The following is a 16,460-nucleotide window of genomic DNA, read 5'->3' as shown; positions in this document are numbered from 1 at the left end:
GCCACTATGACTTCATAAACCCCGAGAACGCGCGTAGCATCCGGCAACCGATAGTTTTATGTACCGTACGCGCGACATGACCAGAGATAAAGGAGCCGAGATGATTGAGTCACCCTTGCTGAAGAATCTGAGTGGCTATATAGGCGGGCGCTGGCAAGCGGCCTCCGATGGCAACACCTTCGATGTCTTCAACCCGGCCACCGGTGAGTGCATCGCCAAGGTGCCGTCAATGACCGCAGGCGATGTGAACGCTGCGGTTGATGCCGGCAAGCAGGCGCTACGGTTGGGCACGCCATACAGCCTGGAAACCCGCCGCGGTTGGCTTGAGGGTATTCGCGATGCGCTGCTGAATAATAAAGAGGAAGTGGGCCGTATTCTGTGCATGGAGCATGGCAAACCACTTCAGGAAGCCCAGGGCGAGGCCGTTTATGCGGCTGGCTTCTTTGATTATTGCGCCAAGCACATTCAGGCGCTCGATGCGCACACACTGGCTGAAAAGCCAAAAGACTGCACCTGGACGGTCCACTACCGCCCGATCGGTGTCACGGCGCTGATCACACCCTGGAACTTTCCGGCCGGCATGATCGCGAAAAAGCTGTCCGCGGCGTTGGCGGCTGGCTGTCCTTCGGTAATCAAACCGGCCAGTGAAACGCCACTGACGATGATTGCGTTGTTTACCCTGATTCACGAGAACGTAGATCTGCCCGCAGGCATGGTTAACCTGGTGATGGGCAAAGCGAGCGTGATTGGCAAGGTGCTCTGTGAGCATCCCGATGTGCCGATGCTGAGCTTTACCGGGTCTACCGAGGTGGGTCGCAAGCTGATCATCGATACCGTTGAGCACGTCAAGAAGCTGGCGTTGGAGTTGGGCGGTAACGCACCGTTTATTGTGTTTGAGGACGCGGATCTGGATGCCGCTGCCGACAATCTGATGGCCAACAAATTCCGTGGTGGTGGTCAGACCTGTGTCTGCGCCAACCGGATTTTTGTCCATGAAAACATCATGGAAGCGTTCGGTGAGAAGCTGGCTGAGCGGGTCAACAAGATGACCGTGGGCGATGGCATCAATGGTGACGTTGACCTGGGCCCGTTGATCAACAAGGCCGGCTTCGACAAGGTTCGCCGTCATGTCCAGGATGCGCTCGAAAGGGGCAGCACTCTGGTGGCGGGTCGTGATCCTGCCGAACTCAGTGGCAACGACCTGTTCTATCCGCCGACAGTGCTGTCAGGCGTCAACCGGGAAATGGCCTGCTATCGGGAAGAGACTTTCGGCCCACTGGTGCCAATGGCCTCATTCCGGACCGAGGACGAAGTGATCGCAGCGGGTAACGACACCGAGTTCGGGTTGGCCGCGTATGTCTTCACCGCCGATTCAGAGCGGGCGCAGCGGGTGACGGCCGAGCTGCGGTTTGGACACGTGGGCTGGAACACCGGCACAGGTCCGACACCGGAAGCGCCGTTCGGCGGCATGAAAGCGTCCGGTATCGGTCGTGAAGGCGGCCTGGAAGGTCTGTTCGAGTTTGTCGAAGCGCAAACCGTTCCACGGGGCTTTTAAGCCCTGTTGGCAATCTCGCGCCCCATCGGCGCGAGACTGCTCACTTTCTCCCGTCACTCAGTGGCGTTCGGAAAATGATTTTAACCGACGCCTCCATCTGGGTGACATCGACAGAGCCGATGCCAGACGGCGCCAAGCCTTTCATGGCAGCGTCAGAGCTCACCTCCGGTGGTGCCTGTCCCTTTACCTGTCCTTGGTCCGAAAACACCTGCTGTGACAAATAAATCTTGCGTGGATCATTGTTACATCGCGTAATTCGCTAGCAGTGGGATCGCTTCCTGCGGGCAACGTCCACGGCCAGGGTGTTGTATTTTCCTGGAAATGAGCCGCCAGATGAATCGGACATTGGCAACCTGAAGTACGGATGACGCCCCAACGGCGGACTCGTCACCATCGGTCCGGCTTTTTGTCCTGGGCACATTGCTGGTCCCGACGCTTGTCAGCTACCTGCAGCAATGATCGTCATCCGCGCCTGCACGAATCACACTCACCACGAATGCGGTCTGGCCTGTTATAATCTGACCACTCAATTCACCTGCACACAGCGATGTCTGCCCATGGATGTTTCTCCGATCATTGACCCTCTCAACGATGCCCAGCGAGAGGCCGTCACGGCTCAAAATGCGCACCTGCTGGTGCTGGCGGGGGCGGGTAGCGGAAAGACTCGGGTCTTGGTGCATCGCATGGCGTGGCTGATGCAGGTGGATCAACTGCCGCCCACCAGCTTGCTGGCGGTTACCTTTACCAACAAAGCCGCCCGGGAAATGCGTTACCGCATTGAGCAAATGATGAACCTGCCAACCCGTGGCATGTGGTTCGGTACCTTCCACGGCATTGCCCACCGCTTGTTGCGGACGCACTACCAGGACGCCGGTCTGCCGGAAAACTTTCAGGTGCTGGACAGTGACGACCAGATCCGCATGGTGAAGCGCGTTATGCGTGAGTTCCAGATTGACGAGAGCCGTTGGCCCCCAAAGCAGGCCCAGTGGTTTATCAACAGCCAAAAAGATGAGGGGTTGCGGGCGGACCATATCCAGGACAACCCCGGTGATCATTTTACCTCCACCATGCTGAAGATTTATCGGCAATACGAGAAACTTTGTCAGCAAGCGGGGCTGGTGGATTTTGGTGAGTTGCTGCTGCGGGCTCATGAATTGTGGCTGCATCGGCCAGAATTGCTGACACATTATCAAAGCCGTTTCCGCCATATCCTGGTGGACGAGTTTCAGGACACCAACACCATTCAATATGCGTTCTTGCAAGTGCTGGCGGGTAACCGGGTACCGCTGACCGTGGTGGGTGATGATGACCAGTCGATTTACGGCTGGCGCGGCGCCAAGATTGAAAACATCCAGCAGTACCAGCGTGACTTTCCCAATGCACGACTGGTGCGGCTGGAGCAGAATTACCGGTCGACCCAGTTGATTCTGAAGGCCGCCAACTCGGTGATTGCCAACAACCAGGGTCGGCTCGGCAAGGAGCTGTGGACCGATGGCAAGGAAGGCGAACCCATCAGTCTGTACGCCGCGTTTAATGAACAGGACGAGGCCAACTACATTGCCGATACCATCAGCAGTTGGGTGAATGAGGGCAACCTGCGCAGCGAGTGCGCCATATTGTATCGCTCCAATGCCCAGTCGAGAGTCCTGGAAGAGTCATTGATGCGCCAGGGGCTGCCGTACCGGGTGTATGGTGGCTTGCGGTTCTATGACCGCCAGGAAATTCGCAATGCGCTGGGTTATTTAAGGTTGGTGCATTATCGCAATGACGATGCCGCTTTTGAGCGAGTGGTGAACATTCCGCCGCGGGGCATTGGGGCAAAAAGTCTGTCGGAGGTGCGCGAGCTGGCGTCCTACGACAGCCTGTCACTGTGGGAGGCTTCCCACCGACTGCTGGCAGCAGGCCGCTTGAAGGGGCGGGCGAAGACCGGGCTGCAGCGGTTCATTGACATTATTGAGGCGCTGTCGGAAATGGCACCGAACGCGACGCTGCAGGGTCTGATGAAACAGACCATTGAGGACAGCGGGCTGAGGGACTACCACCGCAGCGAAAAGGGTGAAAAGGGTCAGGCCAGGGCGGAAAACCTGGATGAACTGGTCAACGCCATGGCGGATTTTGAAGTCGACGACGACATGGATGCCCTGTCTGAGTTCATCGCCCAGGCGGCGCTCGACGCCGGCGAATCCCAGGCGGAAGCGCATGAAGACAGCGTTCAGCTGATGACGCTGCACTCCGCCAAAGGCCTGGAGTTTCCGCTGGTGTTCCTGGCCGGTGTCGAGGAGGGGCTGTTTCCCCACAGTATGTCGCTGGAAGAGCCGGGGCGGATGGAAGAAGAGCGTCGCCTGGCCTATGTCGGCATCACCCGGGCAATGAGCAAGCTGGTGCTGACCTATGCGGAGTCCCGCCGCTTGTACGGTCAGGAAAAATTCAATGCGTTGTCGCGGTTTGTCCGGGAAATTCCCGGTGATTGCCTGCAAGAGGTCAGGCTGCGCAACACCGTCAGCCGACCGGCCCTGGCGCAACGGCCGAACGAAGGCATGTTTGCCTCATCCGCTGCCCAGGACGCGGGGCTGCAGCTGGGGCAGCGCGTCAGGCACCCCAAATTTGGCGAAGGTATTGTAATGAACTGCGAGGGGGCCGGGCACCACACCCGGGTTCAGGTCAACTTTGACGAAGGCGCCAAGTGGCTGGTGCTGGCTTACGCGCCCCTGGAAGCTTGCTAGGCACTGCCGTCCATGAGTGGCTGCCCGGATAAGGTCGGTTTACGGCTGCTCGGGCACTTCGCGAATGCGGCCATTGTCATCAATGGCCACAAACACAAACAGCGCTTCGGTAACCTTGCGGTGTTTTGTGGCTGTGCGATCAAGCGTCCAGACTTCCACATTGATCTTCATTGAACTGCGGCCAATGTCCACCAGTTCGCAGTAGCATCCGACCTGGGAGCCGACCCTGAGGGGGGAAAGAAACTCCATGCGGTCAATTGCGACCGTGGCGTTTCGACCTTTGGAAATCCGGCCCGCGGTGGTGGCGGCTGCAATATCCATTTGTTTGACGACCCAACCGGCATAGACATCACCGTTGGCATTGGTGTCGGAGGGCAGGGGGATCACCTGAATCGCCAATTCACCCCTGGGGGTGGGTTTGTTATCGTCAAACGTGGTCATCGCAAGCTACCTTTTATCATTGATTGAACTCAGCCCCGGAGCACTTTGGGGTGTTCGCGCGGTGGAGCCGTCTTTGTGGCTCGCCCGGAAAATTACCCTGCATGTTAATACGCATTCGGTAAGCTGCAAGAAAATTCACCTAATCCGTGCTATTTCATTCACTGTCACAAAGTTGTCATAGAGTGACTTTATGCTCCATACATCGGCTTACCCATGCCGGTTTGTCTGAAGGTCCGAACAGACGTTTCAGTATCGATCTGGATCGCATCTGGCTTGGTCAGCATCCAAAAAGCAGCTAACGTTTCGATAGCTCAAGTGAAAGATGGAGACTCAACGTGATTAAACTGAAAACCGCATTTGCCAGTGTCGCCGTAGCCGGTGCTATGGCTGCCGTGTCCACGCCTACTCTGGCCCGTGACACCATTAACATTGTCGGCTCATCCACTGTTTACCCATTTGCCACTGTGGTTGCCGAGCGTTTTGGTCGCAACACTGATTTCCCAACGCCAAAGCTGGAATCGACCGGTTCCGGTGGTGGTCTAAAGCTGTTTTGCCAGGGTATTGGTACCCAGCACCCGGACATCACCAACGCCTCACGTCGCATGAAGCCAAGCGAGTTCAAGAATTGCCAGAGCAATGGTGTGAAGGACATCGTGGAAGTCAAAATCGGCAGCGACGGCATTGTAATTGCCAGCTCGAAGAAAGCCGAGAATCTGGACATTTCCCTCAAGCACCTGTTCCTGGCGTTGGCAAAAGAAGTGCCGAATAAAGCCGGTGACAAGCTGATTGCAAATCCCTACAAAAACTGGAGTGAAGTTGATTCCAGTCTGCCCAACAAGCCTATTGTAGTCATGGGGCCGCCGCCGACCTCCGGCACCCGGGACGCGTTTGTTGAATTGGCCATGGAAGGTGGCTGCGGTGAGATTGCCATGATCGACAGCATGGAAAAGAAAGCGAAAGAGCAGGTTTGCCACAGCATTCGTGAAGACGGTGCATTCATCGAAGCCGGCGAGAATGACAACCTGATTGTGCAAAAGCTGAACAGCGATACCTCAGCCTACGGCATCTTTGGCTACAGCTTCCTGGAAGAGAACTCAGGTACGTTGCAGGCGGCTGTGGTGGAGGGCAAGGAACCCACCATTGAGAACATCAGCAGCGACGCTTACCCGGTGGCCCGTTCACTGTGGTTCTACGTCAAGAAAGCCCACGTCGGTGTGGTGCCTGGTATTGCGGAGTATGTGGCTGAATTCACAAGCGAGTCTACCTGGGGCAACAACGGCTACCTGGTCGATGTAGGGTTGATTCCGCTTGAGCGCAACGCTCGCATGCAAGCGGCCAAGAATGCCACCAGCATGAAAACCATGACCGGTGAAGAGCTGATGTAAGCTCCGACCCTCAGGTCAATGATGATGCACAAAGTGCGGGGGTTGCCTCCGCACTTTGTGCGTTGCAGAAGTCGATTTGTGACTTCGGTCTCCCAGAACGATAAACTGTGCAGTCTTTACACTTGATTGATAGAGAGCTTACATGCAACCGGCCAATCTTTTCCCGCTGATTGTTGTTCTGGTCGCCATCGCGTTTGCGTTGGGCTACGCCCGATCCCGAGCTCTTGCGATGCCCCTTGGTGGCATCCGCAATCTCAAATCACTGCCCTTTTACTATGCGGCCCGGGCCGCCATGTGGTGTGGTTTGCCTGCGCTGCTTATCCTGGCGTGTTGGCTGGGCTTTGAAGCCAAGGTTATTCAGACCCTCATCGTGGGTAGCCTGCCCGCCGAACTTCGCCCAGACACTGCCGGGCAGGCCAGTTTGGTGCTGTCCCAAATCAGTAATGTGGCGTCCGGCGCCCTGTCGGGCGACTTTGCACCTGAAGGCATCGCGGCGGCCGCGGAACGGCTGGAAGCCTTGCGGGCGCAAAGCACCTTCATGATGACGGCATTGGTACTTTCGATTGCGGTATTGGGTGGTTTCATCGCCTGGCTTCGAATTGCCCCTCACATCAATGCCCGGGAAAAAGTGGAATCCACCCTGCGCAAAATCTTTTTCCTGTGCGCAGCGTTGGCGATTCTGACCACGGTTGGCATTATTTTTTCGGTCATATTCGAAACTATCCGGTTTTTTGGCAAAGTATCGTTTATCGAATTTTTCTTTGGCACCAGCTGGAGTCCACAAACCGCCATTCGGGCCGACCAGGTGGGTGCGGATGGCGCCTTTGGCATGATTCCCCTATTTGTGGGCACGTTGCTGATTTCAAGCATTGCCATGTTGGTGGCGGTACCGGTTGGCTTGATGTCGGCCATTTATCTGTCGGAGTACGCGTCTAAGCCAGTACGTGCCATCTTCAAGCCTGCGCTTGAAATGCTGGCCGGGGTGCCGACGGTGGTTTATGGTTTTTTCGCCGCCCTGACGGTGGCGCCGTTCATCTCGGATATCGCGGAGGCGATCGGCTTGTCGGCGTCGTCGCAAAGTGCGCTGGCGGCCGGACTGGTGATGGGGATCATGATTATTCCGTTTGTGTCGTCATTGTCTGACGATGTCATCAATGCGGTCCCGCAAACCATGCGTGATGGCTCCCTCGCCCTGGGTGCCACCCAGTCCGAGACCATGAAGAAAGTGATTTTTCCAGCCGCATTGCCCGGCATCATGGGCGGTGTCCTGTTGGCGGTATCCCGGGCCATCGGTGAAACCATGATCGTGGTCATGGCGGCTGGTCTGGCGGCCAATATGACGGCTAATCCACTGGAAGCGGTTACCACAGTGACGGTTCAAATCGTGACCTTGTTGGTGGGTGATCAGGAGTTTGACAGCGCCAAGACACTGGCGGCCTTTGCCCTGGGCATGATGCTCTTCATCGTGACGTTGTTGCTGAACATCGTTGCCCTCCATGTTGTGCGTAAATATCGGGAACAGTATGACTGATCAACTGTCACAGGCGGAGCTCGTCCGCCAGTCACTCAAACGCCGTTATCGGAAGGAGTGGCGGTTCAGGACCTACGGTATTCTGGCCATCGGTGTGGCGATTCTGGCACTGGTGATCCTGTTTACCGATATCATCAGCAAGGGGTACACCGGGTTTCTGAAAACAACCGTCACGCTGGAGGTCCCACTTGACCCTGAGTTGATGTACCTGGACGACCCCACCGACCCCGAACAGATTCGCATGGCGGATTTTGTTGCGCCGCTGCAACAGGCGCTGCTGAACGAGCTGCCCACGGCGGAGAAAGGTGATCGCCGCGAGCTCGGACGGCTGATGAATTCTTACGCCGCCAATCAGCTCCGGGACCAATTGCAGGCCAATCCGGACTGGCTGGGTACGACCCGGACCATGACCTTTCTGGCGAACACCGATGTCGAGGTTTATGTTAAGCATAAAGACGACGAGGCTTACTCCATCAAACTGTCCGACCAGCAACAGCGCTGGGTGGATGAATTGGTGGACAGGGGGGTTGTGGAGAGCAGCTTCAATGATGTGTTCTTCTCCAGCGGCGATTCGCGGGATCCCTCCAATGCGGGCATCGCGGGGGCGATCGTCGGCTCGCTTCTGACCATGCTGGTGACGTTGTGTCTGTCGTTTCCCATCGGGGTGGCAGCCGCCATCTATCTTGAGGAGTTTGCGCCGCAGAATCGGTGGACGGACTTTATTGAAGTGAACATCAACAACCTGGCGGCGGTGCCGTCGATCATCTTCGGTTTGCTGGGTTTGGCGGTGTTTATCAATTTATTTGGTATGCCGCGTTCAGTGCCAATGGTCGGCGGACTTGTGCTGACTCTGATGACATTGCCAACCATTATTATTTCAAGCCGGGCATCGATAAAGAGTGTGCCGCCTTCCATTCGCGAAGCGGCCGAAGGCATTGGCGCCTCCAAAATGCAGGTGGTGCTGCACCACGTGTTGCCACTGGCGTTGCCCGGGATGCTCACCGGATCCATTATCGGGATGGCCCAGGCGCTGGGGGAGACCGCACCGCTGTTGCTGATCGGTATGGTGGCCTTCATCGTGGATGTGCCCGGTGGCTTTTTTGAATCCGCGACCGTGATGCCGGTGCAGATATTCTTGTGGGCGGGCAGTCCGGAGCTGGCCTTTATTGAGCGTGCTTCGGCGGCCATTATGGTGCTGTTGGCCTTCCTGATCAGTATGAACGCATTAGCCATTTGGCTCCGCAAACGCCTCGAACGTCGGTGGTAAGGAGAAATTGTGAATACCATGAATCCAAATATTGTGAATGAGACCGCCACGACTGAGACCAGGGCCGTGTCCGCGGCAGACACGGACATTAGCCACGCGGATAATGGGTATGGGGAAACGGTGGGCAAGCCCTTTACCGATAACCCGAAGTTCGCCTTGCGGGATGTGGAAGTGTATTACGGCGATACTCAAGCCATTAAGGGTATCAGCCTGGATATCCGTAAAAATCAGGTAATTTCCTTTATCGGGCCATCCGGTTGCGGCAAATCCACGTTCCTGCGCTGCCTGAATCGGATGAACGACAGCATTGACAGTTGTCGGGTGAAGGGCCGACTGGAGTTGGATGGCCAGGATATCTATGATCGCAAGCGCGATGTGGTGGAGTTACGTGCCCGGGTTGGCATGGTGTTCCAGAAGCCCAATCCGTTTCCCAAATCGATATACGACAATGTGGCCTACGGTCCCCGGATCCATGGTCTTGCCAACCGCAAGTCGGAACTTGATGACATTGTCGAGAACAGCCTTAAAAAGGCAGGATTGTGGGCCGAGGTGAAGGACCGGTTGGATTCTCCCGGAACCGGTTTGTCCGGTGGCCAACAACAACGGTTGTGCATTGCCCGGGCTATCGCCGTCAGCCCGGAGGTGGTGCTGATGGACGAACCCTGCTCGGCGTTGGACCCGATTGCGACCGCGCGCATTGAGGAGTTGATTTCCGAGCTGTCGGAAAGCTACACCATCATCATCGTGACGCACTCCATGCAGCAGGCAGCACGGGTATCTCATCGCACCGCGTATTTCCATCTCGGCCATCTGATCGAAGTGAATGAAACCAACAAGGTCTTTACGTCGCCTCAGCATGAATTGACCGAATCGTATATCACCGGCCGCTTCGGTTAAGACAGCCTTAGAGAACAGCAGGAGAACACCGCAATGAAGAAAGAAAAGGACGACGTGTACGGCGATCACATCTCGCACCAGTTCAATGACGACCTATCGGCGCTGAAATCGGATTTTCTGAAAATGGGCGGCATGGTGGAGGAGCAGTTGAACAACGCGGTCATTGCGTTGATCGACAGCGACGGCAACCTTGCCGATGAGGTTCGCGCCAAGGATAAAGTGGTGGATCGGCTGGAAATTGAGCTCGATGAAGAAGCCACGCGCATCATTGCCCGGCGTCAACCGGCTGCGCGGGATCTGCGGCTGGTTATATCCGTTATCAAGATGGTCGCTGACCTTGAGCGAGTGGGCGACGAGGCGAAAAAAATCGCCAAGTTTGCTCTCAGTCTCGCCGCCGAAGGTCAGGCGCCAAGAGGCTATGTGGAAGTACGCCACATTGCCAATCTGGTCTCGGTCATGCTGAACGATGCGCTGGATGCCTTTGCCCGGCTGGATTCCGAACAGGCATTACGGATCATGAAGGAAGACAAGCGGGTTGATGAGGAGTATCAGGCGGCCACCCGCACACTGGTGACCTTCATGATGGAGGATGCTCGTAATATCTCCCGATGCATGTCGGTGATGTGGGTGCTGCGCGCGTTGGAGCGGGTCGGCGATCATGCCTGTAACCTGGCAGAGCATGTGATTTTCATGGTCAAAGGTGAGGATGTGCGCCATACACCCGTGGAAGAAGCCGAGAAAATCGTCGGTCGGTAACCACCTGCTTCCAGCGTCTGCGCATGGTTGTCCGTCCAGGGCGCAGACTTTGGAAGCTGTCTTTTTTGTAAAGTTTTGGCTCTTGTTCTCTGTTGGGCGTCGTGTCATAAGTGGGCCAGTCAAACACCACCACCAAGAGAGTGCTTATGATTGCCAGTCGTTGTCACCGATTTGCCACCAGCCTATTTGTCATGGCCTTGATGTATGCCGGCAGCGGGCAGGCCCATGCCTCGGAATTGGCGGAAGCGGTGGTTCGAAGCTCGGCGCTGGGCGAAGTCATTGACCAGTACCCGTCGATGCTAACGGAGGGCATCAGCCAGGGTCTGAGCCGGTCCGGTGAAATGGATCCAATGCTGAAAGGCGCTATCACCGGGATGGTGGGGCAGGCATTCAACAGCCGCAAGATTCGGGGGCAAATCGTTGCTGATCTTGATGCAGGATTGTCGGAGTCGGCGCTCAACACGGTCAAAAACTGGTACCTGACGCCGTTGGGAAAGAATGTGTCCGCCCTCGAAATCGCGGCCACCAAACCCGCCGCCTGGCGTGAGATTGAGAGTCGCGGCCCAGAACTGATCCGACAGTATCGGGGCTCTGATCGGGAAAAGCTGTTCAGCCAGTTTGACCGTGCCTCGCGCGCCACCGAGAGTGCGGTGGACACAGCCATCGCGGTCCAGGTGGCCTTTGGCACGGCGATGGCCGCATTCAATGGCAGTGACGCCGATTTTGACAGCATCCGAAATCAGGTGGAGAGCCAGCGTACGATGATTCGCGGCATGGTAGAGCAGCAGGTGTACGCCGCTTATCTGCACACCTATCAAAGTCTGTCGGACGACCAACTGAAAGACTATATCGCGTTTATGAAAACGCCGGCAGGTGATCGCTTCAACGAAGTGGTGACCAACTCGGTTCAGCAGGCAATCATCAGACCGGTCGAAAACATTGGTTCCGGCCTGATGCGTTTGTTCAGCCCCAAGGGCTGATCAGGCCTGCTTGGCCCGGTCTGTGTAAGGCGGCCAACCGAGCGGTTTGCCGGCCAGCAGGTGCAGGTGGATGTGGAATACAGTCTGACCCGCCTGCTCGTTGCAATTCATCACCACCCGATAGCCATCGTCATCAAAGCCCATCTCCCGGGCCAGTTTGGAGGCCACCAGGAACAGGTGGCCGACCAATTCCCGGTCCCCTTCTTCCAGATCATTGATGGTCGCGATCGCCTTCTTCGGAATGATCAGCAAGTGAACCGGTGCTTGAGGGTTAATGTCCTTGAATGCCAGGCTGAGGTCGTCTTCGTAGACGATATCGGCGGGAATTTCCCGTTTGATGATTTTACTGAACAACGTTTCCGACATGTTTGATGTCCTTTCCAAGTGCGTGCATCAAGCCGTGGCCTGCATTGGCCAGCGGCATTTGTTCAAAGGTGTCTGGTCATGAATGGCGGTTTCGGTAGTGCCTTCAACCATGCTTGCAGCGGTCCCGATGAGCCATCATCAAGCCCCATTGCGTAACGGGCCACCTGATTTCTTGCAAAGGGTACTCTTTGTGCCAGCCCCAGCCCCAGGTTGCGAATGAGGTGAACGGGCGGAATGCGGTTACTGAACAGGTAATAGAAGGCGTCCATGGCCAGCATCATACGGGTATTGGCCGGGCGTCGTCGTTGCTCGTACCGGTCCAGCAAGCGCCCCGTTGCGAGGTCGTCACCCGCTCGTTTGGCCTCGTGCAGCAGCGATTGCAAACATTCGGCGTCCTGGAAGCCCAGGTTCACGCCCTGCCCAGCCAGAGGGTTAATGGTGTGGGCGGCGTCACCGGCTAACACAACGCGATTATGAGAGTAATGATGGGCGTGTTGGCGGGCAATGGGGAAACTGGCGCGAGCGGCGACGTGAGTCAATGCGGGCAATTCCTCGGGAAAGGCGGTTTGCACTTCACTCAGAAAATCCCGGTCAGGCAGGGTCTTGAGGCGAGCCAGGACGTCCGGGGCGTCGTACCAGACCAGAGACGCCCAGCTTTCGCTTTGAGATTTCACGCCACTGGCGGCATGCAGGGGTAAAAAAGCCCGTGGGCCGCTGGGATGAAAGGCCTGCCATGTGATGTCCCCAGGCGCTCCGGCAACCCTTACGGACGCAACCAGAGCGTGCTGTCCATATTGGTCACGACTGGTACCAATGCCAGCCAGTGACCGCACCACTGAATTGGCGCCATCGGCACCCACCACGAGTTGGCAAGTCAAAACCTGGCCACTTGCCAGCGTCACGGCAGCCTGCCGGGAATCCTGTTGGATGCTTGCGACGGCATCGTCTTGCATGAGCGATACTGAGGCTTGGCTGGCCGCGCTGTCCCACAAGGCTTTTTGGGTCACTCGATTCTCGACTATGTGGCCGAGGTGCGAGACACCGAGCTCGGTCGCGCTGAACGTGGTGCGGTTCAGGCGCCGTGGCAGTAGCGACGATAGCGGGTTGATGCTGTCATCCCACACCGCCAGGCGGGTGTAAGGCGTGGTCCGCATGCCGTCAATGTGGCCCCAGGCGCCGAGTCGACGCAAATATCGCTCACTGCCAGCACTGATGGCCGATACACGGATATCAGGATCTTGAATCGGATCAAAAACCGGAGCGGTCTCACGATCCACCAAGGCGACGGAAAAACCGGATTGGCCCAGGCCGGTGGCAAGCGCGGCACCTACCATGCCGGCCCCAACGACCACGATGTCGAACTGCTCTGTCATATCGGTTCCCTAGCTGAGGCTTCCAGTTTACGCGATGGATGCCTGCAGGCAAGTGACCTATACGCTCAGAAGCGAGCCAGCTCAGAGCCCACTCTATCAGACTGCACCAGGTCTGGTTTGTGGGCGGCTCGTCCCTTGATCAGCCAGGCGGGCTTCTGGGCACCGGGCTTGGTGAAACCCTGACTGATCACCATGGGTTGAACGAGCTGCATGAAATCTTTGGTAGTCATGTGAACGGATTCGGTATGGGTGCCGGCTGAAAACGCCAGGTCCGGTTGTGTGGTCAGCGCTTCACTGCAGTAGACCGTCATCCCGAACAGATTGCCAAACGGTGGCATAGCGCCCACTTCGCAATCCGGAAAGCTGTCTTTGAATTCCTGCTCATCGGCCAGTTGAACAAAATCAGTATCGAGTATCTTGGTCAGCCGGTCCCAGCGCACCCGCCAGGTCGCTGGCATCACCAGCATGGCCATTTTGCCATCAAGCTCGATAATAACGGTTTTGATCACTTGGTCGCCGGCGATCTGCACGTGGCGTGCCAGTTCTTGTGCCGTAAAAGCAGGGGGGTGTGACAAGCAGACATACTCCGTGCCGGCCTTGTCCAGGAACTCTTTTAACTGCTGTACCGGCATAGTGACGATCTCCTACCAGCAATGACAGCGTGTATCCCGTGACGGGTCGCAAAGGCACGTCCTCGCCTTCTCAGCCCTGGTCCCGGGGACTTGGGAACCGCTACTGCTTGGGGTTCGAAAACCGAGCAGGCTCCGGTCTTTTGGATACTGTTATCAGCTTAGTCGAGGTTACTCAGAATGCGAAAATTCAGACGTAAGTTGAGGCGTGGCGTTCGATAGCCGGTGGCGAGGTAGAACGGGTTTTGAAAGGCAAAAGGGCTCGGTGGCCGGGCTGTTGATCGCAGCCTGGCCACCGGGTAGGGCACTTATTTGGCTTGGTACATGTGAACATCGCGCTGCGGGAACGGGATGGTAATATTGCCCGCGTCGAAGGCTTTCTTGACCTTTTCCTGCATGTCCCAGTAGTACGGCCATAAATCGTCGGTGGGAACCCAGACCCGAACCATCAGGTTGACCGAGTTGTCACCAAGGCTGCCAACCGCAATCCTGGGCGCCGGATCGGTCATTGAACGCTCATCTTCTTCGATCAGGCGCTGGCAGATGGCTTTGGCGGTGTCGATGTCATCGTCGTAGTGGATGCCAAATGTCATGTCGCAACGACGTTTGTCGTAAATGCTGACATTGACCAGTGTGGCATTGGAAAGGCTGCCATTGGGGATGACGATGCGGCGGTTATCAAAGGTATTCACAATGGTGTAAAGAATCTGGATCTCGGCCACGGCGCCAAGGTAGCCCTGAGCCTCTATGGTGTCGCCAACCTTGAACGGTTTGAATATCAGGATCAGCACCCCGCCTGCGAAGTTTGCCAGGCTGCCTTGCAAGGCCAGGCCAATGGCCAGGCCGGCGGCACCAATGATGGCGATAAACGACGTCGTTGCAATACCGACCATGGAGGCAACGGAGATAAACAGCAACACTTTCAAGATGGCGCCAAACAGGCCGCACAGGAATTTATTCAGCGTCGGATCTTTAGCGCCTAATTTTTTGTCCAGCACGCTGATGAAACGGTTGATCAGCCACAAGCCGACGATCAGCGTAAGCAGCGCCAGTAGAACCTTTGGGGCGTATGTCATCACCATTGACATGGCTTGTTGCAACAGTTCGGCCGCCTGGCCTTCTCCACTAAAGAGGTTTTCCATAAGAACTCCTTGTTTGCCTTGATTGCCTTGTTGTCGTCTTCACACCCATATCATGGGGCTACATTGTTTCCAGTCTATCGCTGTCGTCCGGAGGCGCCGCTGAAGACGTCAATTCTTATAGCAGAAAATGTCGCTATGGGGACAACTCCGACCGAGAATGCTGAAAGAATAACCGCAAGTGGTCTTATTGTTGAGCCTGCGCCCAGTGAATAAGTTGATCTGCGTTGCCTCTGGCTACGACGCGCCCTTGCTTTTGGCTCAGTTGGTAGTCGTACATCGGATCATAATAGTCTTGCAGCAAGGCACGGATCCACGGGTCGTGGCCTTCCAGGGTTCCGTCGCTGTGTTGGCGGTCGAGTGCGGATGCCATGGTGGCCCTGAGTGCACTGTGGCGATCACCGCCCAGGCGTTTTCGAAGCCGGTCCAGCGCACTGAGCAAGTAATCGCAAAAATTTTCCCAGCCAGCCTCGGCGCCGTCCCGCATCCTATAATCGGTCGCCATGTCGATGACATAGTCTTCCTTGATGATTTGGGTACGTTCTTCAAGCGAACGTTCCAGCACCAGGAGAGGGGCCTCAGACATTCGCTGCCGGAGACTCTCCGGCAGACAGCAGCGGCCAACCAGACGGCTCTCGTCTTCAAGATAGATGACACCGGGGTCGCCCTGATGGGACCTCAGCATGGCAACCGCCAGGCGATTTTCAAAGTCAATCTGGCTCGGCTGGGGCGTCACCTGTCGGCCAAAGCTTGAGCCCCTATGGTTGGCAATACCTTCCAGGTCGATGGGGTGGGGTAGGTCCGACAGGAGTCGGGTCTTGCCGGTGCCGGTGCGGCCGCTGACAATCACAAAGCGTTGGCTCGCCGTCAGCGCCTCAAGCTGGTCAATCAAGAAACGACGGAGTGCTTTGTATCCGCCCTGGACCAATGGGTAGTCAATGCCTGATTCGCGCAGCCACTGTTGTGTCAGGCGTGAGCGAAGGCCGCCGCGAAAACAGAACAGATAACCATCCGGGTTCTGGATCGTAAATCGTTTCCAGGCAGCGATTCGCTCGGCTTTGATGTCCCCAAACACCAGCTGATGCCCCAATTCAATGGCCTTGTCCTGTCCTTTCTCTTTATAGCAGATACCCACGCGGTGGCGTTCGTCGTCGTTCATCAACGGTGCGTTGGTGGCGTTTGGGAAGCTGCCTTTTTGAAACTCTACGGGGGCCCGGACATCCATTAATGGCCTATTGTTCAGGAACAGCGACAGGTAGTCGTCAGTGTCGGGTCTGGACATCATGGTGGACACTCGGTAGCTCTTAAAATGAGGCAGAAGTATACCTGAGTTGTCTGTTTTTTGCCCGATGATGGTGGGGTGACAGGGTCCGGAGCGTTACACTGCGCCGCCGGTACATTCGTTATTTGGGGATCAG

The 16,460-nt window shown here is 56.5% G+C and carries 14 protein-coding genes; 8 read left to right on the top strand and 6 right to left on the bottom strand.

All coding sequences use genetic code 11. The features are described 5' to 3' along the window. Positions 1 to 100 precede the first annotated feature (100 nt). Positions 101 to 1,555, top strand: a complete 1,455-nt coding sequence (locus GRX64_RS09825; RefSeq protein WP_166266664.1) for an NAD-dependent succinate-semialdehyde dehydrogenase — start codon at positions 101 to 103, stop codon at positions 1,553 to 1,555. A 557-nt stretch (positions 1,556 to 2,112) separates the two neighbouring features. After that, the gene (gene uvrD, locus GRX64_RS09820; RefSeq protein ID WP_166266662.1) at positions 2,113 to 4,278 is read left to right on the top strand and encodes a DNA helicase II; all 2,166 of its coding nucleotides are present in this window, start codon (positions 2,113 to 2,115) and stop codon (positions 4,276 to 4,278) included. A 39-nt stretch (positions 4,279 to 4,317) separates the two neighbouring features. Here uvrD and GRX64_RS09815 read toward each other — a convergent pair whose 3' ends face one another. Next, positions 4,318 to 4,719 (bottom strand): acyl-CoA thioesterase, encoded by a 402-nt coding sequence (locus GRX64_RS09815; RefSeq protein ID WP_166266660.1) that lies wholly within the window; start codon positions 4,717 to 4,719, stop codon positions 4,318 to 4,320. Positions 4,720 to 5,054: 335 nt separating this feature from the next. Between GRX64_RS09815 and GRX64_RS09810 the strand changes: the two genes are divergently transcribed. From GRX64_RS09810 to GRX64_RS09785, 6 genes are all read left to right on the top strand, one after another. Further along, positions 5,055 to 6,104 carry a substrate-binding domain-containing protein gene (locus tag GRX64_RS09810; RefSeq protein WP_235937610.1) on the top strand — a complete coding sequence of 350 codons (1,050 nt, stop codon included), beginning with the start codon at positions 5,055 to 5,057 and terminating at the stop codon, positions 6,102 to 6,104. Between the two features lie 142 nt (positions 6,105 to 6,246). After that, entirely contained in the window at positions 6,247 to 7,635 is a 1,389-nt protein-coding gene (pstC, locus tag GRX64_RS09805) for a phosphate ABC transporter permease subunit PstC (RefSeq protein ID WP_166266658.1), read from the top strand. Beyond that, complete coding sequence (gene pstA, locus GRX64_RS09800) at positions 7,628 to 8,902, top strand: phosphate ABC transporter permease PstA (RefSeq protein WP_166266656.1); 1,275 nt, start codon at positions 7,628 to 7,630, stop codon at positions 8,900 to 8,902. Before pstC ends, pstA begins: the two co-directional genes overlap by 8 nt. 18 nt (positions 8,903 to 8,920) lie before the next feature. Then, positions 8,921 to 9,799: a phosphate ABC transporter ATP-binding protein PstB gene (gene pstB / locus GRX64_RS09795; RefSeq protein ID WP_166266655.1), complete on the top strand. Its 879-nt coding sequence runs from the start codon at positions 8,921 to 8,923 to the stop codon at positions 9,797 to 9,799. 33 nt (positions 9,800 to 9,832) lie between these two features. After that, entirely contained in the window at positions 9,833 to 10,555 is a 723-nt protein-coding gene (phoU, locus tag GRX64_RS09790) for a phosphate signaling complex protein PhoU (protein WP_166266654.1), read from the top strand. Between the two features lie 146 nt (positions 10,556 to 10,701). After that, positions 10,702 to 11,535 carry a DUF2059 domain-containing protein gene (locus GRX64_RS09785; protein ID WP_235937609.1) on the top strand — a complete coding sequence of 278 codons (834 nt, stop codon included), beginning with the start codon at positions 10,702 to 10,704 and terminating at the stop codon, positions 11,533 to 11,535. Here GRX64_RS09785 and GRX64_RS09780 read toward each other — a convergent pair whose 3' ends face one another. The 5 genes from GRX64_RS09780 to mnmH form a co-directional block, all read right to left on the bottom strand. After that, entirely contained in the window at positions 11,536 to 11,901 is a 366-nt protein-coding gene (locus GRX64_RS09780) for a histidine triad nucleotide-binding protein (RefSeq protein ID WP_166266653.1), read from the bottom strand. It abuts the gene before it with no gap. A gap of 62 nt (positions 11,902 to 11,963) precedes the next feature. Then, the gene (locus tag GRX64_RS09775) at positions 11,964 to 13,274 is read right to left on the bottom strand and encodes an FAD-dependent monooxygenase (protein WP_166266652.1); all 1,311 of its coding nucleotides are present in this window, start codon (positions 13,272 to 13,274) and stop codon (positions 11,964 to 11,966) included. Between the two features lie 65 nt (positions 13,275 to 13,339). Continuing rightward, positions 13,340 to 13,906: an aminoacyl-tRNA deacylase gene (locus GRX64_RS09770; protein WP_166266651.1), complete on the bottom strand. Its 567-nt coding sequence runs from the start codon at positions 13,904 to 13,906 to the stop codon at positions 13,340 to 13,342. A 305-nt stretch (positions 13,907 to 14,211) separates the two neighbouring features. Next, positions 14,212 to 15,045 carry a mechanosensitive ion channel family protein gene (locus GRX64_RS09765; RefSeq protein ID WP_166266650.1) on the bottom strand — a complete coding sequence of 278 codons (834 nt, stop codon included), beginning with the start codon at positions 15,043 to 15,045 and terminating at the stop codon, positions 14,212 to 14,214. A gap of 184 nt (positions 15,046 to 15,229) precedes the next feature. After that, entirely contained in the window at positions 15,230 to 16,327 is a 1,098-nt protein-coding gene (gene mnmH, locus GRX64_RS09760; RefSeq protein ID WP_166266649.1) for a tRNA 2-selenouridine(34) synthase MnmH, read from the bottom strand. Positions 16,328 to 16,460: the final 133 nt, after the last annotated feature.

The sequence above is a fragment of the Marinobacter caseinilyticus genome (assembly GCF_011074955.1).
Classification (GTDB): domain Bacteria; phylum Pseudomonadota; class Gammaproteobacteria; order Pseudomonadales; family Oleiphilaceae; genus Marinobacter; species Marinobacter caseinilyticus.
This window is presented reverse-complemented; position numbering and strand designations above follow the sequence as displayed.

What these genes read in the sequence shown, in the direction of transcription:
- GRX64_RS09780 (WP_166266653.1), bottom strand. Translation starts at nt 11,901, where the DNA reads ATGTCGGAAACGTTGTTCAGTAAAATCATCAAACGGGAAATTCCCGCC.
- pstB (WP_166266655.1), top strand. Translation starts at nt 8,921, where the DNA reads ATGAATCCAAATATTGTGAATGAGACCGCCACGACTGAGACCAGGGCC.
- GRX64_RS09770 (WP_166266651.1), bottom strand. Translation starts at nt 13,906, where the DNA reads ATGCCGGTACAGCAGTTAAAAGAGTTCCTGGACAAGGCCGGCACGGAG.
- uvrD (WP_166266662.1), top strand. Translation starts at nt 2,113, where the DNA reads ATGGATGTTTCTCCGATCATTGACCCTCTCAACGATGCCCAGCGAGAG.
- GRX64_RS09765 (WP_166266650.1), bottom strand. Translation starts at nt 15,045, where the DNA reads ATGGAAAACCTCTTTAGTGGAGAAGGCCAGGCGGCCGAACTGTTGCAA.
- pstA (WP_166266656.1), top strand. Translation starts at nt 7,628, where the DNA reads ATGACTGATCAACTGTCACAGGCGGAGCTCGTCCGCCAGTCACTCAAA.
- GRX64_RS09815 (WP_166266660.1), bottom strand. Translation starts at nt 4,719, where the DNA reads ATGACCACGTTTGACGATAACAAACCCACCCCCAGGGGTGAATTGGCG.
- GRX64_RS09785 (WP_235937609.1), top strand. Translation starts at nt 10,702, where the DNA reads ATGATTGCCAGTCGTTGTCACCGATTTGCCACCAGCCTATTTGTCATG.
- phoU (WP_166266654.1), top strand. Translation starts at nt 9,833, where the DNA reads ATGAAGAAAGAAAAGGACGACGTGTACGGCGATCACATCTCGCACCAG.
- pstC (WP_166266658.1), top strand. Translation starts at nt 6,247, where the DNA reads ATGCAACCGGCCAATCTTTTCCCGCTGATTGTTGTTCTGGTCGCCATC.
- GRX64_RS09825 (WP_166266664.1), top strand. Translation starts at nt 101, where the DNA reads ATGATTGAGTCACCCTTGCTGAAGAATCTGAGTGGCTATATAGGCGGG.
- GRX64_RS09775 (WP_166266652.1), bottom strand. Translation starts at nt 13,274, where the DNA reads ATGACAGAGCAGTTCGACATCGTGGTCGTTGGGGCCGGCATGGTAGGT.
- mnmH (WP_166266649.1), bottom strand. Translation starts at nt 16,327, where the DNA reads ATGATGTCCAGACCCGACACTGACGACTACCTGTCGCTGTTCCTGAAC.